This window comes from Nostoc sp. ChiQUE01b (assembly GCF_034531255.1).
Lineage (GTDB): Bacteria > Cyanobacteriota > Cyanobacteriia > Cyanobacteriales > Nostocaceae > Nostoc.
The window spans coordinates 1-24122 of sequence record NZ_JAVRBM010000001.1; the positions used below are offsets into that span (position 1 = coordinate 1).

General features: G+C 41.9%; 14 protein-coding genes. 10 read left to right on the plus strand and 4 right to left on the minus strand.

Annotated elements, in window-relative coordinates; genetic code table 11:
- Window positions 1-235: 235 nt before the first annotated feature.
- The 5 genes from RMY63_RS00005 (at window position 236) to fabD (ending at window position 5147) form a co-directional block, all read left to right on the plus strand.
- Window positions 236-1717, plus strand: a complete 1482-nt coding sequence (locus RMY63_RS00005; RefSeq protein WP_322726721.1) for a leucyl aminopeptidase — start codon at window positions 236-238, stop codon at window positions 1715-1717.
- A gap of 47 nt (window positions 1718-1764) precedes the next feature.
- Window positions 1765-1911 (plus strand): hypothetical protein, encoded by a 147-nt coding sequence (locus RMY63_RS00010; RefSeq protein WP_322726722.1) that lies wholly within the window; start codon window positions 1765-1767, stop codon window positions 1909-1911.
- 57 nt (window positions 1912-1968) lie between these two features.
- Window positions 1969-2991 carry a phosphate acyltransferase PlsX gene (gene plsX, locus RMY63_RS00015; protein ID WP_322726723.1) on the plus strand — a complete coding sequence of 341 codons (1023 nt, stop codon included), beginning with the start codon at window positions 1969-1971 and terminating at the stop codon, window positions 2989-2991.
- Between the two features lie 175 nt (window positions 2992-3166).
- The gene (locus RMY63_RS00020) at window positions 3167-4159 is read left to right on the plus strand and encodes a beta-ketoacyl-ACP synthase III (protein WP_322726724.1); all 993 of its coding nucleotides are present in this window, start codon (window positions 3167-3169) and stop codon (window positions 4157-4159) included.
- A 106-nt stretch (window positions 4160-4265) separates the two neighbouring features.
- Window positions 4266-5147 (plus strand): ACP S-malonyltransferase, encoded by an 882-nt coding sequence (gene fabD, locus RMY63_RS00025; protein WP_322726725.1) that lies wholly within the window; start codon window positions 4266-4268, stop codon window positions 5145-5147.
- Window positions 5148-5227: 80 nt separating this feature from the next.
- Here fabD and RMY63_RS00030 read toward each other — a convergent pair whose 3' ends face one another.
- Together RMY63_RS00030 and RMY63_RS00035 are read right to left on the minus strand one after the other, a co-directional pair.
- A complete protein-coding gene (locus RMY63_RS00030) occupies window positions 5228-10630 on the minus strand; it encodes an AAA family ATPase (RefSeq protein WP_322726726.1) in 5403 nt (1800 codons plus the stop codon).
- Between the two features lie 74 nt (window positions 10631-10704).
- Window positions 10705-16134 carry an ATP-binding sensor histidine kinase gene (locus tag RMY63_RS00035; RefSeq protein WP_322726727.1) on the minus strand — a complete coding sequence of 1810 codons (5430 nt, stop codon included), beginning with the start codon at window positions 16132-16134 and terminating at the stop codon, window positions 10705-10707.
- Between the two features lie 134 nt (window positions 16135-16268).
- Between RMY63_RS00035 and RMY63_RS00040 the strand changes: the two genes are divergently transcribed.
- The 3 genes from RMY63_RS00040 to RMY63_RS00050 all read left to right on the plus strand — a co-directional run bounded on the left by RMY63_RS00040 (window position 16269) and on the right by RMY63_RS00050 (window position 18512).
- Complete coding sequence (locus RMY63_RS00040; RefSeq protein WP_322726728.1) at window positions 16269-16907, plus strand: lysophospholipid acyltransferase family protein; 639 nt, start codon at window positions 16269-16271, stop codon at window positions 16905-16907.
- Between the two features lie 193 nt (window positions 16908-17100).
- On the plus strand, window positions 17101-18138 hold the full coding sequence (locus RMY63_RS00045; protein WP_322726729.1) for an AI-2E family transporter: 1038 nt from the start codon (window positions 17101-17103) through the stop codon (window positions 18136-18138).
- A 77-nt stretch (window positions 18139-18215) separates the two neighbouring features.
- The gene (locus RMY63_RS00050) at window positions 18216-18512 is read left to right on the plus strand and encodes a DUF2288 domain-containing protein (protein WP_322727029.1); all 297 of its coding nucleotides are present in this window, start codon (window positions 18216-18218) and stop codon (window positions 18510-18512) included.
- On the opposite strand, the gene RMY63_RS00055 is transcribed toward RMY63_RS00050, so the two are convergent.
- Window positions 18513-19034, minus strand: a complete 522-nt coding sequence (locus RMY63_RS00055; protein WP_322726730.1) for a GNAT family N-acetyltransferase — start codon at window positions 19032-19034, stop codon at window positions 18513-18515.
- A 254-nt stretch (window positions 19035-19288) separates the two neighbouring features.
- On the opposite strand from RMY63_RS00055, the gene RMY63_RS00060 reads away from it, so the two are divergent.
- The gene (locus RMY63_RS00060) at window positions 19289-21712 is read left to right on the plus strand and encodes an endonuclease MutS2 (RefSeq protein ID WP_322726731.1); all 2424 of its coding nucleotides are present in this window, start codon (window positions 19289-19291) and stop codon (window positions 21710-21712) included.
- Window positions 21713-21823: 111 nt separating this feature from the next.
- On the plus strand, window positions 21824-22474 hold the full coding sequence (locus RMY63_RS00065; protein WP_322726732.1) for a Uma2 family endonuclease: 651 nt from the start codon (window positions 21824-21826) through the stop codon (window positions 22472-22474).
- Window positions 22475-22711: 237 nt separating this feature from the next.
- Here RMY63_RS00065 and RMY63_RS00070 read toward each other — a convergent pair whose 3' ends face one another.
- Window positions 22712-23641 (minus strand): molybdate ABC transporter substrate-binding protein, encoded by a 930-nt coding sequence (locus RMY63_RS00070; protein WP_322726733.1) that lies wholly within the window; start codon window positions 23639-23641, stop codon window positions 22712-22714.
- Window positions 23642-24122 lie beyond the last annotated feature (481 nt).

Sequence of the window (24122 nt, forward strand, 5' to 3'; positions counted from 1 at the left end):
GGAGTTCTGAGGTGGATTAACGAGTATCAAAGACTCATTAACGGAGTTCTGAGGTAGATTAACGAGTATCAAAGACTCATTAACGAGTGCTATTTTTACTAAATTTGTTAACTTACTACTTACTGACCCCTGCTACCCAATCCCCAATGCCCAATCCCCGCTTCCCTACACCATGAAACCAGAATTTTGAGCAATACTGGTACAAGAAGGAATATTTACACAAAAAAATCCCAAAATGACAATTCAACCTAGTGATAAGCCTTTACTAGAGTGGGCAGGCGATAGTTTGGCAATTGGATTATTTGAAGATGCAGTAGAGTTAACCGGAGAACTAGCTACTTTAGATCAAAAGTTTTCTGGGGTCTTAAAAGAACTGATTACTGAAGAAGAATTTAAAGGTAAAGCCAACAGTACAATCTTCACCCGTGTAAATGCTGGTAGCCCAGTGCGGAAATTGATTTTAGTAGGTTTAGGCAAACCAGAAGCGTTAAAACTAGATACTCTGCGCCGTGCTGCTGCGGCTGTAGCTAGGGTAGGAAAAAAGCAGAAAAGCAAAATTCTCGGATTTAGTTTTCCATTGTGGAACAACGATCCAGCCGCCAGTGCTCAAGCGATCGCAGAAGGTGTGGAATTAGCACTTTACCAAGATATTCGCTTTAAATCCGAACCAGAAGATAAAGGTTCACAAATAGAAACCGTAGATTTACTGGGTTTCGGTGGACAAGAAGCTGCCATTACCCGCGCCAATCAAATCGTTTCCGGGGTAAATTTGGCACGGCAGTTAGTGGCAGCGCCAGCCAACGCAGTCACACCAATTACTTTAGCGGAAACTGCTCAAGCGATCGCCAAGGATTATGGTTTACAACTGGAAATTCTGGAACGAGAAGACTGTGAAAAGTTGGGCATGGGTGCATTTTTAGGAGTAGCCCAAGCTTCCGATTTGCCACCGAAATTCATTCACCTAACTTATAAGCCAGAAGGTACACCCAAAAAGAAATTAGCAATTATTGGCAAAGGTGTAACCTTCGACTCCGGCGGACTCAACATTAAAGGTGCTGGTAGCGGCATCGAAACCATGAAGATGGACATGGGGGGTGCAGCTGCTACCTTGGGGGCAGCAAAAGCAGTTGCTCAAATTAAGCCAGATGTTGAAGTTCACTTTATTTCGGCGGCGGCTGAAAACATGATTAGCGGTCACGCCATGCACCCTGGAGACATTCTCACAGCATCAAATGGCAAAACAATTGAAGTGAACAACACCGACGCTGAAGGACGTTTGACCCTAGCAGATGCCTTGGTGTATGCCGACAAACTGGGCTTAGATGCGATCGTTGATTTAGCCACACTGACTGGTGCCAACGTCATTGCTTTGGGTGACGATATTGCTGGTTTGTACACTCCCGATGAAGGTGTCGCTTCCCAGCTCGAAAAAGCTGCCCAAACTTCAGGGGAAAAGATTTGGCGGATGCCAATGGAAGAAAAATATTTTGAAGGGTTAAAGTCTGGTATTGCGGACATGAAAAATACAGGGCCGCGTCCAGGTGGTGCAATCACTGCTGCCCTTTTCCTGAAGCAATTCGTCAAACAAACCCCTTGGGCGCACCTAGATATTGCTGGCCCAGTGTGGACAGATAAAGAAAATGGCTACAACGGCGCCGGGGCAACTGGTTACGGTGTTCGGACGCTAGTTGATTGGGTGCTGGGAAGCGGGGAATAAGGAGCAGGGGGAGATGAGGGAGATGGGGGAGATGGGGGAGCAAACAAATGATTATTATTCTTCCTCATCCTCCTCATCTTCCTCATCCCAATGCCCAATCCCCAATCCCCAATCCCCAAATTCGTGCTATCTTGAGCTTGCCAGCAAAAATTGTTGCAATAGTAACAGAATTAATTTGGCGGTCAGAAAATTAAGCTTTTTCGGGCATTGCCATCTGGTAAAATTTGTAAGGTTTCTAAAAGCTGTGAGCAATGGGATCGACTCGTGTACGGATCGCAATTGACGCAATGGGAGGGGATCACGCACCCGGTGAAATCGTTGCTGGCGCATTGCGAGCAAGAGAAGAATTGGGTGTAGATATATTTTTGGTTGGCGATCCCCAACAAATAGAAGCTGCCTTGCCATCAAAAACAAGTTTAGGGCAGGTAGAGATCGTGAATGCTGAGGAAGCGATCGCTATGGATGAGGAGCCTTTAAATGCAGTTAGACGCAAACGCAAGGCTTCTATTAATGTGGCGATGGATTTAGTCAAGCAGCAAAAGGCAGATGCCGTATTTTCTGCCGGCCACTCTGGAGCCGCTATGGCATCAGCTTTGCTTCGCTTAGGACGATTGCCAGGAATCGATCGCCCAGCTATTGGGACAGTTTTTCCGACAATTATTGCTGGTAAGCCAGTGCTGGTACTTGATGTGGGCGCAAATGTAGATTGCCGTCCCAAGTTTTTAGAGCAGTTTGGTGTTATGGGATCGGCTTACAGTCAGTATGTCTTGGGTACAACTGAACCGAAGGTGGGTTTGTTGAATATCGGTGAAGAAGACTCTAAAGGCAATGATGCAACCGTCCGCGCCCACCAACTGCTACGCGAAAATTCCCAAATTAATTTTATTGGCAATGCTGAAGGGCGTGATGTGCTTTCCGGTCGCTTTGATGTGATTGTCTGCGATGGTTTTGTAGGTAATGTATTGTTAAAATTTGCCGAAGCCGTCGGAGAAGTGATTCTGCAAATTCTGCGGGAAGAATTACCCCAAGGATTGCACGGTCAAATCGGTTCAGCACTCTTAAAACCCAACTTGAAGCGGATTAAGCAGCGAATGGATCACGCAGAACATGGTGGTGCTTTACTGCTAGGCGTGGCAGGAGTCTGTTTTATCGGTCACGGTAGCTCCCAAGCACCTTCAATTTTTAATGCAATTCGCATGGCAAAAGAAGCTGTTGACAACCAGGTGATACAACGAATTCAGTCGCAATATATCCTAGAGCGCGAGAGCGGTTAGTCATTGGTCATTAGTCATTGGTCATTGGTCATTGGTCATTGGTCATTTGCAAAGGATAACTGACAACTGACAAGGGACAAAGGACAAAAGACAAAGCGCAAAGTCTGAGCTAAGGCTTCCTTTGATCAGAACTTTGTAAGAGAGGATAAAAAGCTGAGAGCTTGGGAGATTAGGAGTGCAAAACTTAGGCGTAGCAATTACTGGAAGCGGCTCGGCAGTACCAGCAACTTCCCTACACAATCAGACATTGAGTGAACTAGTTGAAACATCAGATGAGTGGATTGCTACAAGAACGGGAATTCGTCAACGCCGATTAGCTCTGCCATCTGAGTCCTTGAGTGTACTCGCTACTGCTGCCAGCAGTCAGGCGATCGCCGCTTCAGGAATTAAACCAGAAGACCTAGACCTGATTCTGCTAGCGACTTCCACCCCTGATGATTTGTTTGGTAGTGCTTGTCATGTACAGGCGCAATTGGGAGCCACCAACGCAGTAGCCTTTGACTTGACCGCTGCCTGCTCCGGCTTTGTGTTTGGTTTGGTTACAGCAGCCCAATACATTAGAACTGGTGTCTATAGAAATGTATTGTTAATAGGGGCAGATATCCTCTCTCGCTGGGTAGATTGGGAAGATCGGCGGACTTGTGTATTGTTCGGTGATGGTGCCGGAGCAGTGGTGTTACAAGCTGCCAAAAGCGATCGCTTATTAGGATTTGCACTTAAAAGTGATGGTACTCAAAACCATTACCTCAACCTTGCTTATGCAGGTACTTCCCAAGAACTGCTGACTGATATAAATATCACCAAAGGCACTTACCAACCGATTACGATGAACGGCAAAGAAGTCTACCGCTTTGCTGTGCAAAAAGTGCCAGAAATAATTGATAAAGCCTTGTTTCAAGCCAACATCAGCGTTGACCAGATAGATTGGCTGATATTGCATCAAGCCAATCAGCGGATTATCGATGCCGTTGCCCAACGCCTGAATATCCCAGAACATAAAGTTATCAGTAATCTCGCCCACTATGGCAATACCTCAGCTGCTTCCATCCCTTTAGCTTTAGATGAAGCAGTACGACAAGGTAAAATTAAACCCAATGACATTGTTGCTACATCCGGCTTTGGTGCCGGTCTTACCTGGGGCGCGGCAATCTTTCAATGGGGAAGGTGAAGAGTGAGGAGTTAGGAGTTATGAGTTATGAATTTTAACTCCTAACTCCTAACTCCTAACTTCTAACTTCTAACTTCTAACTCCTCACTTTTCTGACTATTGACAAATGACAAAAACTGCATGGGTGTTTCCCGGACAAGGTTCCCAAACGCTGGGAATGGGAATGGACTTATTAGATATGCCGTCCGCTAAATACAAGCTTGCCAAAGCTGAGGATATTTTGGGTTGGTCTGTAACTGAAATTTGTCAAACTCAAGAAGAGAAGTTATCACAGACGCTGTATACTCAACCAATTCTTTATGTAGTTGAAAGCATTCTTGCTGACCTACTTCGAGAACGGGGACACCAGCCAGATTTAGTTGCTGGTCATAGTTTGGGAGAATATACTGCCCTTTATATAGCGGGTGTCTTTGAATGGTCAGCTGGTTTATATCTGGTGAAGCGTCGTGCAGAACTTATGGATAGTTCCGTCGACGGGATGATGGCAGCTTTGATGAACTTTGACCGCGAACAGTTAGAAAAAGTCATTTCTCAAACCCCTGATGTGGTGATAGCAAATGATAATAGTTCGGCTCAGGTGGTAATTTCAGGTACGACTGAGGCTGTACAAGCGGTGATGACTCAAGTTAAAGCAAAGCGTGCGATTCCCTTAAAAGTTTCTGGAGCATTTCATTCACATTTAATAGCACCAGCAGCTGCCGAATTCCAAGACATTTTAGAATCTGTGGAATTTCAGCCAGCTATCATACCAGTTTTGTCTAATGTAGAACCAATTTCCTCTATTGATGCCGAGATTTTAAAGGAACGCCTGAATAAACAAATGATTAGTTCTGTAAGATGGCGAGAAATTTGTCTGCAATTACCAGCTAATGGTATCGAGCGAGTAATGGAAATTGGCCCTGGTAAAGTCCTAACTGGCTTGATTAAACGTAATAGCCCTGATTTAATTTTACAAAACATCCAGAGGACTAGTGATTTACCTGTTTAATTTTTTTAGCTTCTATTGGGTAGGGTTGAGACACGAGAATCATTACTTGCAGTGCTATCTAGACCAGACAGATGTATATGCTACAGCGGTAGCTGAATCACAAATTCAGTACCCTCACCTGGTCTAGAGTCTACCTCGATCGCTCCTCCATGTTTTTCTGCGACAATCTGACGAGCGATCGCTAATCCTAATCCCGTACCTTTACCCACACCTTTCGTCGTAAATAAATTATCAAAAATCTTATGTTTGACTTCAGAAGTCATCCCATTTGCATTATCAGCAATGGTAATTTTCACGCCTTCATTTTCTACTAAGGTTTTAATTATAACTCGGTTCGGATTGGTCTTTATTTCTTCCAAGCTTCGCCCCATATTCGATTCTTCTAACGCATCAATAGCATTTGCCAAAATATTCATAAAGACCTGATTCAATTGTCCAGGAAAACAATGAATTTTAGGGAAATTACCATACTCAGTTATCACTTCAATTGCTGGACGTTGTTCATTAGCTTTCAGGCGATGTTTAAGAATTAAAATCGTACTATCGATACCTTCATGGATATTAAATGGTACTTTGTAATCCTTATCAGCACGGGAGAAAGTGCGGAGACTGGTGCTGATATTTTTCAGGCGATCGCAGGCCATTACCATTGAATCAATAATCTTGGGTAAGTCTTCTAAGCTATAATCTAAGTCGATTTCTTGGGCATGGTCGGTAATTTCATCACCTGGATTGGGGAGACTTTCTTGATAGAGTTTCAAGTGTTCAACAATATCTGTAAGGCTAGGTTTTGCTTGTTGAAGACTGGCATAAATAAACCCCAAAGGATTATTCATTTCATGGGCTACCCCGGCAACTAAGTTACCCAATGCAGACATTTTCTCACTTTGGACAACTTGTAATTGAGCTTGTTGTAAGTCTTCTAATGCTTGCCCTGCTTGTTGATAAAGTTGAGCATTTTCTAAAGATATTGCTGCTTGGGAAGAAAGCAGATTAATAACCCTGAGGCGATCGCTAGTAAACACTCCTGGAGTCAGTTTATTTTCTAAGTAAATAATCCCTACTAAATGCCCTTGATTAATAATCGGGGTACATAATACACTCTGGGGTTTTATTCGGTACATATATTCCCCAATTACACCAGGAATATCTGTTTGCAAGTTATTGATCGCAACTGTTTGTTGGGTGTTTTTGACGTAATTGATAATTGTTGTGGGAATATCTTGAGAAGTATCGAGTGCTTGTGAATTTAAAATGGTTTGTATGTCAATATGAGAATTTAATCCATGATTAATAAAGGTAATTGCCCTAACTTGCCAAGTATCTCCTTGAGGAAGAATTAGTACAGATTTTTTCGCGCCAGAGTTTTCTAGGATAATGCGAGTGAGACTGGTAATAAGTTGATCTATTTCTAAAGTACTGGAGATAGCTTGAGAGGCTTTGAGGACAGAGGTAAAATCTAGAACATCGGAAATATTAGTGTTACTAGTCTGAGTAGATGAAAAAGTCCCAGAAAAGCCAATAGTTTCTAGGGGGTTGAGGTTAATTCTTTGCTGTTGCAGGATGGGTTGCAACAGTCTGGGATAGTATTTTGCTAAGTCATCAGTTTTGGCTTTTGCACCCCAGCGGGCATAGCAGTAGTATGCTTCTTGCATATATGCTTGGGCGATTTTTTCTTTACCCCAGTCGAGGTAGAATTTGGCTGCGAGTTCGTTGCTCAGTCCTTCTTCTTGGATGTAGCCGTTTTGTTTAGCAAGAGAAATTGCCAGGTCATAATTTTTCATTGCTTCTAAATATTCACCAAAAACTCGATTTCGTTCTGCCTCTACTAGATAAAATTTGTGTAGATGATTCGTCGGGTTATGACTTGTCCATTTCTGCATATTTTTCTGATTAGCTGCGACTTGTTGCAGGATATTTTCTTGCTCAGATTTAGGATAGTTAGGCAAAACAGTTAACCAAGCCAGAGAAGCATAAAAATAGAATACAGGAATATTAAACATTCCTTTTCCCGCAGATGCATAATGTTTTGCCTGTTCGATATATTCAAGCGCTGCCTCAAATTCTTGAAAAAAATAACACAGAATTAACTTGTTCAAAAAGAAATGCCATAATCCTGTTTTGTCATCTGTCTGCTGATATCGTGCTAACAGTTCCTGTTCTTTATTTGCTTCACCAAGCAATAGAAATGGACTTGCCGTTTGACCAAGCAAATTGAGAATTGCCTGTCGATAAAGTTCATTGTAGTTGAGCTGCGTTTGCTGATTAATTTGTGACAATGCCTTGCTATAGGCTGTCATTTCTTGTTCTAGCTCGGATAACTCATAACCCATGAAATAGGCGTGGAAACCGTAACCCATAGCTGCGTAGCCCAAGTCCATTAAACTTCCACTTTCCCAACCACTAGAGTAAGCATTTTGCAGCAGCTTTAAGGTTTCTCTGGCATGAACTTTCCAATGAAGTATAAAAATAGACGTGACAAATAATACTCTAGCTTCGATCTTTTTTTCTTTGAATTTAGATAATAAATTCAACGCCAATTGACCAAATTCATAGCCTTGCTCAATATCGTCAGCAACAGCACAAAGAAATAATCCGTACTGAGAGTAACCTAATACAGAAATAGACGCATTTCCATAAGTCATTGACAAATTCATCTGCGTCATGATTATCAATGAATTGAGATTTGGTTTTGTCAAATAAGCAGGGACAGATATTTCATTGAGAATTTGCATCACTGCCAAAATTTGAGGGTTCGTCATCTCTGGCAGATTTAGCAGAGCCGTAGGTTTCTTATTACCTAAAAGAGCTTGTGTTTGTTGACTCACCCGTGCAACATCTTCTAAATCTGGTGATTCAGGGAGATCGATCTCAAATTGCTTTAATATCATCAATCCAGTGTTGATGGCTTTGAGTAGCTGACCCTGTGATGTGTACGCATTAATTCTCACACCATACACTTTGACTGTATCCAATGCTGTTTTTGCCTGTTGCAGTATCACTTCTGCAAGCTGTTCCATCTCATCTATATCAGTATTGAGATAGGCTGCCTCCACTGCTTCTACATACAATGCTAGTGTCAGGTTATACTGATTTTTCCAGCGATCGCCTGCTAAGAGATTGCGCCCGACACCAAAATATTTAACCGCAGCATTATAAGCAGTAGAATTTTTAGCTTTGCGCCCAGCGATTAAATTCAACTTTGCTAATTCCTCTCGTGCTGTCGGCTGTGCAATTAATTCAACAGCAATATTGATTTGATTAACAATCTCAAAAATTCGCTCTTCTTGTTCACTATCAGGTGTATTCTTCAATAACTGTTGACCAATCCGATGATGAGTTGTTTTCTTTTGCTCATCTGGAATCAGAGAATAAGCAGCTTGTTGGACGCGATCGTGCAAAAACTTGTATTTGACAGTCTGAGAAATTTCTTGAGTAACGGCTTGACTTTCTTGCCCGACATAAAATTTATAAATATTACCAGTAGGCAAAATCAACCCTTCTTGTAAAGCTTTCCACAAACAAGCTGCTGTTTCTATCTCTAATGTTTCCGAAACAATAGCCAAAGTTCCTAAATCAAAATGATTCCCAATACAAGCAGCTAATTGCAATATATTTTGAGTTGATGGCGGCAGTCTTCGCAATTGAAATGCCATAAAAGCAACAACATCATCTGTTAATGCTTGCTGAGTTACTCGTGTAATATCACATTTCCAACAGCCTGACTCAAAGCTGAACTCAATCAGTTCATCTTGATACAATGCTTTGAGAAATTGTGTAGCGAAAAACGGATTACCTTGAGTTTTCTGAGATACTAGTAAAGAAAGAGGCAAAGCTACATTTTCTGAACACTTAAGTGTGTCAGCAACTAAGTAGTTCACTTGCATTTGACTCAGTGGTGCTAAAGTAATCGTATTAATCGTGAAGAGTGCTTTTTTAATTTCACTCAAGGTTAACATTAACGGATGTGCTGGATTGACTTCGTTATCACGATATGCACCAATGATGAAAAGATACTCTGTATCAGTCATTAATAGCTGCATTAACTTCAACGATGCTGAATCTGCCCATTGCAAATCATCTAAAAATATTACTAATGGATGTTCGGCAATAGTAAAGACTTGGGTGAATTTTTGGAACAATAAATTAAAGCGATTTTGGGCAGCAGTTCCTGATAATTCGGGGGCTGGTGGTTGGATACCAATAATTTTTTTTAATTCTGGAATTACTTCAATAATTACCTGTCCATTTTCACCGACAGCTTCTAAAAGCTTACTTTTCCATTCCTGAATTTGAGCATCGCTTTCTGTAAGCAATTGCCCCATTAAATCTCGGAATGCTTGCACAAATGCTGAGAAGGGAGCATTTTGCTGAAATTGGTCATATTTACCTTTGATAAAATAACCACGTTGACGAACAATAGGTTTATGAACTTCGTTAACAACCGCAGTTTTACCAATACCCGAAAAACCTGCCACCAGCATTATTTCAGTTGCACCCAAGCTAACTCGCTCAAATGCTTGGAGTAGAGTTTCTACTTCTGTTTCTCGTCCATAGAGTTTATCGGGGATAATAAAACGCTCGCACACATCTGTTTGTGCAATTGGAAAACTTTCAATTTTACCAGTTGACTGAAGTTGAGTTAAACAAGTTTCTAAATCATATTTCAGTCCTAATGCACTCTGATAGCGTTCTTCAGCATTCTTCGCCATCAATTTCATCACGATATCTGAAATTGATTTAGGAATATTGAATAGCTCCAAAGGAGCAGGAAGTTTTGCAATATGACAATGCACCAACTCCATCATATCCTTGGATTGAAAGGGTAACTCTCCTGTGAGTAATTCGTAGAAAGTGATACCCAGTGAATAAAAATCAGTCCGATAATCAATCCCCCGATTCATTCTTCCTGTTTGTTCTGGAGAAATATAAGCGAGTGTCCCTTCTAACACATTGGGACTGATGAGCGTTTGAGTTTCCCGTGGTAGCAAGGATGCAATACTAAAGTCAATTAATTTAATTTGTTTTGTTTGTGGATTAATTAAAATATTCGCGGGTTTAATATCATTATGAATAATGCGCGAGCGATACAGTATATCTAAGATATTGCATAGGGCGATCGCTATCTGTAAAAACTCCATCAGAGATTCTACGCTTCCCTTCACTCCCCACTCCCTGCTTCCTACTCCCCATTCCTTCAAGGAAATTCCTCCAAAGTCTTCCATCACTAACATATAGCCATTTTGGTAAGGTTCTAGGCAGTAGGTTTGGATGATTAGGGGTGAGTTGAGATTTTTAGCAATGGTGTATTGATTACGAAACGACAAGAGTTCGCTGAAACTCGGATAAGGATTTTTCAGCAGTTTGATCGCTACAGGTAATGAGTCAGTTTCTCGATACCCCTGATAAACTAGGGTTCTCGAACCATTGTACAGTTCCTCGCTAATTTGATATCCGGGAATGCTCACTTTAGTGCTAACCATACTGCTAAATTTTTAAGACTTACAGATTTAGTGTTCCCGGATATATGCAGTTGTTTACCAACAATAGCAAAAGTTCATAGTGGAATTTCAATAAAAAATTCTGTCCCCTCACTCGGAACAGAGTTAAAACTCAATTTACCGTTGTGGATTTCTTCAACGATTTGACGAGCGATCGCCAACCCCAACCCCGTGCCTTTACCAACAGCTTTTGTCGTAAATAAATGGTCAAATATTTTGAATTTGACTTCTTCATTCATCCCCTTACCATTATCCATAATGGCAATTTTAACTAGATTATTTTGGACTGAGGTTGTAATTGTAATACAGTTAGGATTGACTTTAATTTCCTCAAAGCTGCGTCCGGTGTTAGATTCATCCAAGGCATCAATAGCATTAGCGAGAAGATTCATAAATACCTGATTTAATTGACCAGGGAAACATTCAATTGGAGGTAAATTACCGTAATTTGTAACAACTTCAATGGCGGGACGCTCAGGGTTAGCTTTCAGACGATGTTTGAGAATGAGAATGGTGCTATCAATGCCTTCGTGGATATTGAAAGGTACTTTGTAATCTTGATCGGCACGAGAGAAAGTACGTAAACTAGTACTGATATTCTTTAGCCTGTCGCACGCCATAGACATAGAATCAATCATCTTGGGCAAGTCTTCTAAGCTATAATCCAAGTCGATTTCTTCGGCGTGGTCAAGAATTTCCTCATTTTTGTTGGGTAAACTTTTTTGATATAGTCCGAGATGTTCAACAATATCAGTAAACGTTGGTTTAGCTTGTTTTAGACTGGCAGCAATAAAACCAAGGGGATTATTCATTTCGTGAGCTACACCAGCCACTAAATTTCCCAATGCCGACATCTTTTCGCTTTGAATCATTTGCAATTGGGTTTGCTGCAAGTCATGTAAGGCTTGCTCTAGCTGCTGGGCATAGGTTTGTGACTGCTCATAAAGTCGGGCATTTTCCAGAGAAATTGCCGCCTGAGCGCAGAGCATATTCAGGAGTTCAACGCGATCGCTCGTAAACGCCCCCGTCGCCAAATTATTCTCTAGATATAAAATGCCCATCAACTTCCCTTGATGCAAAATCGGGCTACACAAGATACTATGAGGCTGCTGACGAATGATATAGGGGTCACTGGCTAAAGTCCGATTTGTCGTCACATCCAGCAGCACAACAGTCTGCCTTTCGTGCTTCACTTTGTAAATTAGTCTGAGGGGAATGTCCTGGCTGTCCTCAATGGGAAGGCGCTGCAACACGACTGGCTCCGACCCCTGAATAATTGACCCTTTAATCAGCAGGCGTTCACCTTTGGTGTCGCGTAGCGAATCGTCTTGCAAGAGCATTAACACGCATTTATCAGCCCCCGCATTTTCGATGACGATCAAAAGTAATGATGAGAGCAGTTTTTCCAGTTCGATAACGCCAGAGATAGTTTGGGAAGCTTTGAGAATGGTAGCTAAATCTAAAGCCACAGAAACAGTGCTGCTGGAAGTGGCAAAACTGGTCGAGGTGGCACTCTCCCATGTGAAGATAGTTTCGTTAGTTGAAAACGGAGAACGGGTTTGTTGGAGGATGGGGGCGAGGAGTTGGGGATAACGAATTTCCAGATCGGCGACTTTGGCTTTGGCACCCCATCGGGTATAACAGTAGTAGGCTTCTTGCATATAACCAGCAGCAACTTTTTCTTTATCCCAGTTGAGATAAAACTTGGCAGCAAGTTCATTGGCAAGGGCTTCATCTTGAATGAAGTTGTTAGCTTTGGCGCTGCTAATAGCGCGATCGTAAACTTCAATGGCATCGGTTTTGTTTCCTAGCACGCGATATTGCTCGGCTGCTACCAGTTCCCAGCGATGCTGATGATTACTAGGAGCGAAGGTTGCCCAATTGTGCAATTTGTCTTGATGCTGTTGCACTTGGAAAAGAATTGTCTGACGCTTTTCTCTTGATGCTGCTGGATACTGGGTTAATTGAATCAGCGCATCAAAAAAGGAGTAGAGGGGAATCATAAACAGCCCCACGCCACCATCTAGGTATTGGGCAGTTTCAGCAGAGGTTTGAGCCGCCTCCCGCTCTTGTCCAAAAAGATAATAAAGAACGGCTTGGTTAATGTGCCACATGAACAATGCGCAGCGTTGATTAGCTGCTTGCAATTGGGAGAGAGATTTTTCCTGGTTAAAGATTTCTCCAGTCAGGAGATAAGGAACCTCAGCCTGCCCCAATAAATTAAGTACAGTTTGTTGATAAATCTCTTGATAATGGCGGGAAGCTGCGTGTTTGTATTGATAAATAGCTTGACGATAGGTATCTATTGTCCGAGCCAGTTCTGCTAATTCCTGCCCCGCATAATAAGCGTAATAACTGTAGGATGTCGCACTTAGACAAGCTGTCTCAATATCTCCGGTTTCTATCCCACTGCGGTAGGCTTCCTGCAAGCCAGGAACGATTTCAGATAGGGTGATTTTCCAATGTTTGATGAAGACGTGAACCACATACCAGTTGCGACTTTTGAAGGGTGTTAGTTGGAGTCGTTCTCGCAGGCTTAATGCTAATTCCCCAAACTCGTAACCGTTTTCGAGATCGCCAATGACACCACACAGGATTAAGCCATAATCGCCGTAGGCAAATACGGAAATGGGACTATTGCCAGATTGAATGGATAATTCGACTTGTTTGAAAATCAGCAATGGCATTAAGTTAGGATCTACGGTGTAGGCAGCAGGCACCAAAGCTGTCAAGATTTCCATCGCCGCCAAAAGCTGGGGATCGCGCATGGTTGGTAAATCTAGCAAACTGCTGGGTGCTTTATCTACCCATAGCCATCGCGTTACACCAAATGCTTGCCCAATATCTTCTTGGGTGGGTTGTTCTGGAAATTCAATCCCCAAGGAGTTTAACACCGACAACCCAATCTGAATCGCCTCTCGGAGTTGCCCTTGGGCTTTCGCTCCCAAAATCCGAGTTTGCTGAACTTCGCTCGTGTCTAGGAGGGTTTTGGCCTGTTGCAACACCACGCTCACCCACCGTTCCATCTGCTCAAAATCGGTGTTGAGATAGCTCGTCTCGGCAATGCCTTCATGGAGTGCCAGAGTTAAGGAATAATGGCTCTCCCAAGCATCTTTGGGTAAAAGCTCGATTCCCGTTGTAAGATAGGCACTTGCCACACTATAGGCGGTGGCGGTTTTCGCTTTGCGCCCTGCGGCTAGATTTAACTGTGCCAGATTTTCTCGCTCCTGGGGTGGTGTAATTAGGGCAATGCCAATATTTAAATGATTGACAATTTCAAATAATCGCTCTTCGCGATCGCTGGTGGAAGAATCGCGTAACAATAGCTGCCCGATTGACAGATGGGTGAGTTGTTTTTGCTCGCCTGGAATCAGAGAATAAGCAGCTTGTTGAACGCGATCGTGCAAAAACCGATAAATTGGATTCGCTGCGGCATCAGAAACCGAGGCACTGTCAGATTGAATAAAAAACTTATAGACTTCTGTATTCGGAATAATCAAACCTTCTTGCAAGGCTTTCCACAAATCAGTTGCGGCTGCTTCTAGGGACTTTTCTGAAACAATTGCCAATGTATTCAAATCAAACTGCGCCCCAATGCAGGCTGCTAATTTGAGAACCTCCTGAGTTGGGAGCGGCAATTTCTTCAATTGCACAGCCATAAACTCCACCACATCATCGGTGAGTGCTAACGCTTTGACTTCAGCAATATCGCACTGCCAATGTCGGATCTCCCAATCAAAGGTAATCTGTCCATCTTCATACAATGCTTTGAGAAACTGCGTGGCAAAAAATGGATTTCCTTGGGTTTTTTGGGACACCAATTCAGTTAATGGTTGAGCTAGGGATAATTCGCAATTTAGCGTATCCGCAACCAACTGATTCAGATCGACTAGACTCAACGGTTGCAGTGTAATCGTATTGACTACAGCCCCTGTTTTGACTATCTCATCGACTGTTAAGATAAAAGGATGAGCGAGTGACACTTCGTTATCCCGATACGCACCCAATATTAATAAATACTTGCTGTCCTGCATCAATAATTGCAGTAAGTTCAGAGAAGCCGAATCTGACCACTGCAAGTCATCTAGAAACATCACTAATGGATGTGATTGACTCGTGAATATTTTCACAAATTTCTGCATCAGCAGATTGAAACGATTTTGGGCAGCACTTCCCGATAGTTCCGTAGCTCTTTGTTGAGTGCCAATAATCCGTTCGAGTTCTGGAATCACATCAATTAAAACTTGTCCGCTGTCTCCAACAGCCTCTAAAATTTTAGTCTTCCATGTTTGCAATTGGGCATCACTTTCTGATAATAATTGCCCCATCAAATCTCGAAAGGCTTGGACAAAAGCAGAAAAGGGAATGTTGCGCTGAAATTGATCGTATTTGCCTTTGATGAAATAACCCCGCTGACGGGCGATCGGCTTGTGTACTTCGTTGACAACGGCGGTTTTTCCAATGCCTGAGAAACCCGCCACTAGCATTATTTCTGTATTACCAAGACTGACGCGATCAAAAGCATCCAGTAAAGTCTGTACTTCAGTTTTTCTGCCGTAGAGTTTTTCGGGGATGGTAAAGCGATCGCACACATCCCTACACGCAATTTCAAAGCCCTCAATCGAACCCGTTTCTTGGAGTTGAAATAAACAATTTTCTAAATCAAACTTCAACCCCAAAGCACTCTGATAGCGGTCTTCGGCATTTTTCGCCATCAATTTACTGACAAGATCACAGAGAACTTGGGAAATCTCTTTTTCCTTTACCCTTTCCCTTAAATTGGATGGAAGTTTTGCAATATGACAATGCACTAACTCCATCGGGTCGTTTGAATTAAATGGTAATTCACCGGTCAGTAACTCGTAGAATGTCACACCTAAAGAATAAAAATCAGTTCGATAGTCAATCCCCCGATTCATTCTGCCTGTTTGTTCTGGAGAAATATAAGCTAGTGTCCCTTCTAACACATTGGGATTGATTAGTGTTTGCGTTTCCCGTGGGAGTAAAGATGCAATACTAAAGTCAATTAATTTAACTTGTTTGGTTTCGGGATTAATTAAAATATTGGCGGGTTTGATGTCTTTATGAATAATCCGCTCTCGGTAGAATATATCTAAGGTATTGCATAGTGCGATCGCTATTTCTAAAAACTCTTGCAGGGACGCGATATATCCCCTCTCTACGGCAGCAAAATATTCTTTTAGGGAAATCCCCCCAAAGTCTTCCATCACCAGCGCATAGCCATTTTGATAGGATTCCAGGCTATAGGTTTGGATAATTAGAGGTGAGTTGAGATTTTTGGCAATGGTGTACTGATTGCGAAACTGTACCAGTTCGCCCAAACCCGGATAAGGATTTTTCAGCACTTTAATTACTACAGGTTTGTGGTCAGCTTCTCGATACCCGCGATAAACTAGGGTTCTCGAACCATTGTATAGTTCTTCGCTAACTTGATACCTGGGAATAGTAATTAAATTGCTAACCATACTGCTAAATCCTGATAGTTTCCAGATTTAGTGTTCCCAGATGGGTGAAGTAATTCATATCTATAGCTTTTTTGCGTTTGATCTGGGTGTTGCGATCGCTTATGCTAAATTCAGTTTGATTTGCATTATCTTCTGTGGACAAAAACCGCGAACCGTCGATCAGTCTGGCACTTTACCACGCCTTTAAATGGTCAGTTGTCAGCCCCATGCTTCACGCTTACTTTCGGGGCCAGATTTATGGTGCGGAAAATGTCCCCAACTCAGGGCCGCTACTAGTAGTCAGTAATCACGCTAGTTACTTCGACCCGCCGATTGTCTCTAATTGTGTACGTCGTCCAGTGGCGTACATGGCTAAGGAAGAGTTATTTAATATTCCCATTTTGGCGCAAGCGATTAAATTGTATGGTGCTTACCCAGTGAGTCGGGAAAATGCCGATCGCAATGCCATCCGTGCCGCCCTAGAATATCTCGATAATGGTTGGGCTGTCGGTGTTTTCTTGCAAGGGACTCGCACCCCAGATGGTCGAATTACAGACCCCAAAAGAGGCGCATTGCTGCTGGCGGCGAAAGCAAAAGCGCCAATATTGCCGGTGAGTGTCTGGGGTACTGAGAAGATTTTACAAAAAGGAGCGTCCCTACCTCGCGCAGTTCCGATCACAGTCAGAATTGGTAACTTGATTGATGCTCCTAGTTCCAGTAATAAAGAGGAATTGGAAGGGTTGACACAAAAGTGTACCAAGATAATTAATGAGATGCATGATTTAGGAAGATGAGTTAGACACGCAAGAGATGTATGCTTTAGGGAGGTAGCGATCGCTATTAGGTTACTCTAATCTTAAAGTCAATTCACTCTAGCAATCAACTAAGGGACTTCCAACAAATAAATCATCCATCTTACAGGGTGGGCAACTTTCTGATGCTACACAACTAGCTTTTTTACGTCTTAATTATGAATTACGAATTATTATGAGCGGCTTTGAAGCCAAGAATTTTTGGCAGCGATTAAATAATCTAGCATTAGTTAGATTTTTGCTTTTAGTTGCTTCTGGCTGGGCAATTGTACAACTTTTAGCTTACTTTGAAGCGGTCATTGTTATTTTTACCTTTGCGGCAATTTTAGCTTTTTTGCTCAGTTATCCTGTACAAGGGCTGCGGCGTTTTTTGCCCCACGGTATAGCTGTTGGTGTCGTTTTCTTGCTCAGTATTGTAATTATAGGCGGTGTGATAATTACTGTGAGCTTAACGGTTTTATCTCAAGGACAACAATTAATTGATAGTATCACTGCATTTTTAAATTCTTTAGTGCCTTTATTAGAGGGACTAGAAGGTTTGTTAAAAAACCGTAATTTACAGATAGATTTAAGTTTTATTCAAGAACAATTGCGGAATCAAGCTGTATCAAGTCTTGTGACTAGTTTAGCTATTTTACAAGGGTTTATGACGAACTTTGTAACTTTTATCTTGATTGCAGTTGTGGCTTTTTTCATGCTATTAGATGGAGATAAACTATGGAATTTTATTTTAAAAATAGTACCAAGACAGCGCCGTAATAGATTTACAAATATAATCAGAAAGTCTTTTTTAGGATTTTTTAGAGGTCAATTGTTATTAAGTGGATTTTTAACAACTTCGACATTCCTAGTTTTTGTAATATTAAAAGTACCTTTTGCTTTGATATTGTCAATAATAGTCGGAATTGTTGATATCATTCCTGGCATAGGGGCGACATTAGGAGTAAGCACAGTTACTCTATTTGTTTTGTCTCAAGGTGTTTGGTTAGCAGTGAAAGTATTAATAGCTTGTATCATCCTTCAGCAGATACAAGATAACTTGATTGCGCCCAGAATTATGCAAGGGGCGCTAAATCTTAATCCTGTAGTGGTATTTTTTGCTTTACTAGTAGGGGCTAGAGTAGCAGGATTATTAGGTGTTTTTATATCTATTCCCATCGCTGGAGTAATTGTGTCTTTATTTGAAATTGATGAAATGAAATCTGAAGTTTAGTTAGGAGTTAGGAGTTAGGAGTTAAGAAGTAGTAATTAAGGTAAAATAGTTTGTTAGCCAATAAAAATTGGGAAATGATGTCGGATTTAAGAGCGGAATTAACAGAAATTTTGGATGAGGCAGAGTGGGAGTGGCTAATTCCTCATGTACAACGAGATGCAGTAATTTTGGTGGCGCTTGAGCTAAATTTGGTGGATGTTGGAGTAGCGATCGCCAGCGATAACATACCATCAGTGGAACAGTGGATTGATAAACAATTGATTACCAAACCCACAACAGTACAAGTGGGAGAATGGAATGGCGATCGCAGTAAGCGATTTAATACTCTCATCGTTCAACCTTACGTTCTGGCACAAGAAATAGCCGCCACTTAATTAGTTTATGTGTTGTTTTCGATACTGTACTTCGTGGTTAAATTCATTTTGGTTAGACTTAACATTTTGAAAAAAAGTCGAGCTTACAAATCCCAACTTATGCAATAAAGCAATAGAACGATGATTTTGGACATCAACGTAAGCACAAAAATCCAGAATTTGGTATGTCTCAACTAAATAATTAATCATACACGTCACAGCTTCGCGTGCATAACCTTTTCCCCATGAATTAGGGAAAAACACATAGGCAACGATTGCGCTTTTATTTACAGTAATTGTTGCTTGAACGTATCCAACGTAGTATTTCTCTACAAGTGACCAGACAGCCCAATTCAACCAAATCTCCGTTCCATCTGGTGATTGACGACGCGTCAATACCATGTAGCGTTCGCGGAGCAATTCAACACTTTGTGGCGGCACATCTTCGATAAAGTCGTATATATTGGCACTCTGTAATCCATCAAAGAGCAGTTCGGCATGATACGTTTCTAGTGGTTCTAAACAGAGTCGTTGAGAGTACATTTTCATTTTGTGATCTAGCCCTACACTAAACAAGTCGCACCGAACACTTTTGACTAACTCATCTTCAACATGAACTTTTATATCTGAAAGTCTGTTCCAAGATCCGGAGAGTGCGTCGGCTTAAGTGTCGGCGCAAGTATCAGACTAAAATCCAAAATGGATTGACTATTGACTAAAGGAAAATTTTCTCCTATAAGATTTAGCCATCTAGGAGCTAGAATTGTTACCATAATTTCAGATTAGATGTTGAAACCTTGATCCAATCTGAAACCTTAGAATTATTAGAATGGCATCGCCTTTGCCAGCACCTTGCTACCTTTGCGGCAACAAAACTGGGAGCGACAGCTGCGCGTCATCTGAAAATACCTGATTCTCAGACCCAAAGCGAACAGTTGTTAGAGCAAACCAAAGAAATCTACCAATTGGAAAATCGCCTGACCACGGGACTCTCATTTGAAGGAATTCAAGATATTGGCGATTCCTTAGAACGGGCAGAACGCAGTGGAGTTTTGGCAGGAGATGAACTGTTAGCCATCGCTACCACCCTCGCTGGTGCCAGAAATTTGCGCCGTGTCATCGACAATCAAGAAGATTTGCCGATATTGACTGATTTGGTTGCCGATTTGCGAACTTATCCAGAACTAGAGCAAGAAATTCACCGTTGTATTGATGAACGGGCCCAGGTAACTGACCGCGCGAGTCAAAAACTGGGCGAAATTCGCACAGACTTGCGGCGATTACGTAGTCAAATTACCCAAAAACTGCAAAATATCTTACAAGCCAAATCTGGAGCAGTTCAAGAACAGCTGATTACGCAACGGGGCGATCGCTTTGTTATCCCTGTAAAAGCACCCCAAAAAGATGCCATCCCCGGTATAGTCCACGATACCTCTACCAGCGGTGCCACCCTGTATGTGGAACCGAATTCAGTAGTACCTCTAGGCAACCAACTGCGGCAGATCATCAGAAGAGAGCAAGCCGAAGAAGAAACGATTCGCCGCATTTTGACAGAACTTGTAGCCGCAGTCAAACCAGATTTGGAGAGATTATTAGCGATCGCTACCACTTTGGATTTGGCAACCGCTAGATCGCGATATAGTTATTGGCTAGGAGCGAACCCCCCACGATTTATCCAGCGAGAAGACAGGGAAATCATTACCTTACGGAATTTACGGCATCCTTTGTTAGTCTGGCAGCAACAACACGAACAAGGGCAACCAGTAGTTCCTGTAGATTTACTGATTAGTCCGCAAATTCGGGTAGTGACAATTACCGGGCCTAATACTGGCGGTAAAACTGTAACCTTAAAAACTTTGGGTTTAGCAGCATTAATGGCCAAAGTAGGTTTATTTGTCCCTGCCCGCGAACCAGTAGAAATACCTTGGTTTGATAAAGTGTTGGCAGATATTGGTGATGAACAATCCTTACAGCAGAGTTTATCCACATTCTCTGGACACATCCGCCGGATTAGTCGGATTTTGGAAGCATTGGGGGATGAGGGAGATGAGGGAGATGGGGGACAATCCAATGCCCTATGCCCCATGCCCAATTCCCTAGTTTTACTTGATGAAGTCGGCGCAGGAACCGATCCAGTAGAAGGTAGTGCTTTAGCGATCGCTTTGTTGCAATATCTCGCCAACCATGCCCAGCTAACTATTGCCACCACTCACTTCGGCGAACTAAAAGCCCTGAAATATGAAGACGATCGGTTTGAAAATGCCTCTGTAGAATTTGACGAAAGTACTCTCTCACCTACTTACCGTCTCCTGTGGGGCATTCCCGGACGTTCTAATGCCCTGACAATTGCCCTGCGCTTGGGATTAAAACCAGAAGTGGTACAACAAGCAAAAACCCAAGTTGGAGAAGCCACAGATGAAGTTAACCAGGTAATTGCTGGCTTAGAAGCGCAACGCCGCCGCCAAGAAACCAAAGCTGCGGAAGCCCAAGTTTTGGTGCAGCAAGCTGAACGTTTATACAAAGAAGTATCCGCAAAAGCCGCAAGTTTGGAGGAAAGGGAAAGCAGTTTGCGGGCTTCACAGGAAGTAGCAGTGCAACAAGCGATCGCTCAAGCAAAAGGTGAAATTGCCCAAGTAATCCGCCGTTTGCAGAAAGGTACGCCCACAGCCCAAGAAGCGCAGCAAGCAACCAATGCTTTAAATCAAATCGGCCAGCAATATCAGCCAGCAACGCCAGCAAAACCAAAAGCTGGGTTTATGCCCAAAGTAGGCGATCGCATCCGCGTTCCCAAACTGGGACAGATAGCAGAAGTGATCGCCGCCCCCGATGAAGATGGTGAGTTAAGCGTTCGCTTTGGGCTAATGAAGATGACTGTGAAGTTGCAAGACGTAGAATCTCTAGATGGTCAAAAAGCCGAACCAATCGTCAAACCCAAACCAGCCCCAGTAGCAGTAGCCCCGCCATCGCAAAGTGTCCCAGAAATTCGGACTTCCCAAAATACCATCGATTTGCGTGGTAAACGGGTGGCTGATGCCGAATACATTTTAGATAAAGCTATCTCGGAAGCTACAGGCCCAATCTGGATTATTCACGGGTACGGTACTGGTAAGCTGCGACAAGGAGTTCACGCCTTTTTGCAACAGCATTCTAGAGTGAACAACTACGAACCAGCAGAACAAGCAGATGGCGGCAGTGGTGTTACCGTCGCTTACATAAAATAAAGAGCAGGAATGCTATAGGACTCCTATTTGATTGCGTGAAAAAACTCGGTACAACTCGAAAAGGCTGATTCCCTACTCCCTACTCCCTACTCCTTACTCCCTGCCTATCGTATGTTACTTGAACTCAATCAACTAATTGTTAGAGCCGGTCATCAGTTGTTGATTAAAGATATCTCCTGGTCGGCATACAAACGTATTTTGGCAGAATTGGGGGACAATCGCAGTTATAGGATAGGTTACAATCAAGGGGTGCTGGAAATAATGGCTCCATTACCAGAGCATGAAGTAGCTAAAGTTCTTATTGGAGACTTGGTAAAAGTTTTATTAGAAGAACTCGATCTGGAATTTTGGAGTTTAGGTTCTACAACTTTTGATAAGGAAAGTATGGATGCTGGGGTAGAACCCGATGATTGTTTCTATATCCAAAATGAAGCTAGAATTAGGGGCAAAGATAGAATCAATTTAGAAACCGACCCACCTCCAGATTTGGCTATTGAAATTGATATTACCTCTCGGACTCGTTTTAATAATTATCAAGCTTTGAGAGTACCAGAACTATGGCGGTGGAATGGAAGTAAGTTAGAAATAAACGTGCTTTTCGATGGTAAATATGTAGAATCAAATACCAGTTCTATTTTCTCCAATCTCCAAATTTCCCAAGTGATTCCAGAATATTTGATGCTTAGTAAAACCAATGGCAGAAATGCAACAATGAAAGCATTTCGTGCGTGGATAAGACAGCAAATTAGTAGCCCGATTTAGTTGAAATTGTCAGAAATAGCTACTCAAAAATGTTGTAGTTAATGGGAGAAAAATAGTGATTTTTTGCACAGATAAAATAAAGTGGTAATAAATGTAATACCAATTTGAAAAAAGAATGCGACAAATAGACAATTTGTAAAGACGCGATTCATCGCGTCTTTACCGAAGGATGTGTTGCTTTATTGAATGTACTATCAGATTGATTTGAATCAGAAACAAACAAGATTAGGAAGTTTTCTACCTGTGGTAGTTTAATTTAATTAATTGCTTTTTATTCAAGATAAAAGCTACACCTACCGCCATTAAAATTCCACCCGCACCTTGATGTTCGGGAATAGAAGTAGAGGCGGCGCTAAATCCATACTTAGCCAAAATTTCTTGCCCTTTTTGTGACAGGATATATTCAGCTAATTTTTCACCATCAGGATCGGCGTTTTTCAGTGTAGTCAATCCATAATTAGCTTTCGTTGCTAAATAGTCGGGTAACTCTACTATTTGCAGATTGTCACCACCTTCTGTTGCTTGGGCAGTCTTCGCACTGGTGTAATAAGCTAAAAATATATCTACCTGCTTTGTTTCTTGGAGAAAATAGACTAAACTATTTTTGCCATTAGGAACTATAGGAGCATTCGGATTACCACCTACTAACTGTAAAGCTTTATTCTTCAGAATTTGGGAATTACCAGGTGTCACCCGATCAGACTTGTCAAATATTTGCCATGCATAATCACCAGATGGATCTGCTATAGGCGTTGAAGTTCCCACCTTGATTTCGGGTTTTAGCAAAAAGTCCAACAAATTATCTGATGTGATACCAAGTCCTAATCTGACAACAGCAGTCATGCGGTTGCTGGTGAAGTTGACTACAGGTTCACTTAAACCTTCTTCAAACAATGTCTGAGGATTACCAATATCTGCACTGGCAAAAACATCTGCGGATTTTCCCGTTTTGGAAAATTCTTGTTCTATAAATTCTCGTGTTAGACCAGATGGGCCAAAGCGCGTTTCTACTGGAATTCCATATTTTTCGTTAAAAGATTCAGCTACTTCTGTGAGACTATCACGCAAACTTCCAGCAGCGTATAGCTTAACTGCAAATGCCTGAGTTGGTAAAGTCACACCGACAGCACAAGCTATCAGTGAAAAGGCAAAAAAATGCTTTTTCATAGTTGTTATATTATTGCGTTGCTATTCCTACTGAGTGAATTATCTGTAACCCACACTGAAGCATGGGTTTTGGTAAATATCTAAAGTATTACCTCTGCCCATTAACTTTATAAATGAGTTCTGATATGTGCGTAGTTTGCGGTTAGAGTTATAGTACCAACTAAGTTGGAATAAATCAATCGCCCAACATCTTCAAAGGCTGACTTTATCAAATTTTTAAGTTTGTCATCAGTTTTATTCATGGAGGCGTCAATCGTCCTGATGTTGCCCAGCCTATACTGAAATAACAGGCTGCACAATTAAAACTAAGTTGGGATAATGTCCAGCAGCAAAAAGTACCTTGAGCAAACAGGTAAAATATTTGTAGAGTAATTATGTATACATTAAGACCAAGTAATAAATATCAAGAAATTTCAAAATTTAAAACTGCGAACAAATTAGGAGGTATTCTACATAATTACTTAGCGATCGTTAGCGGTTA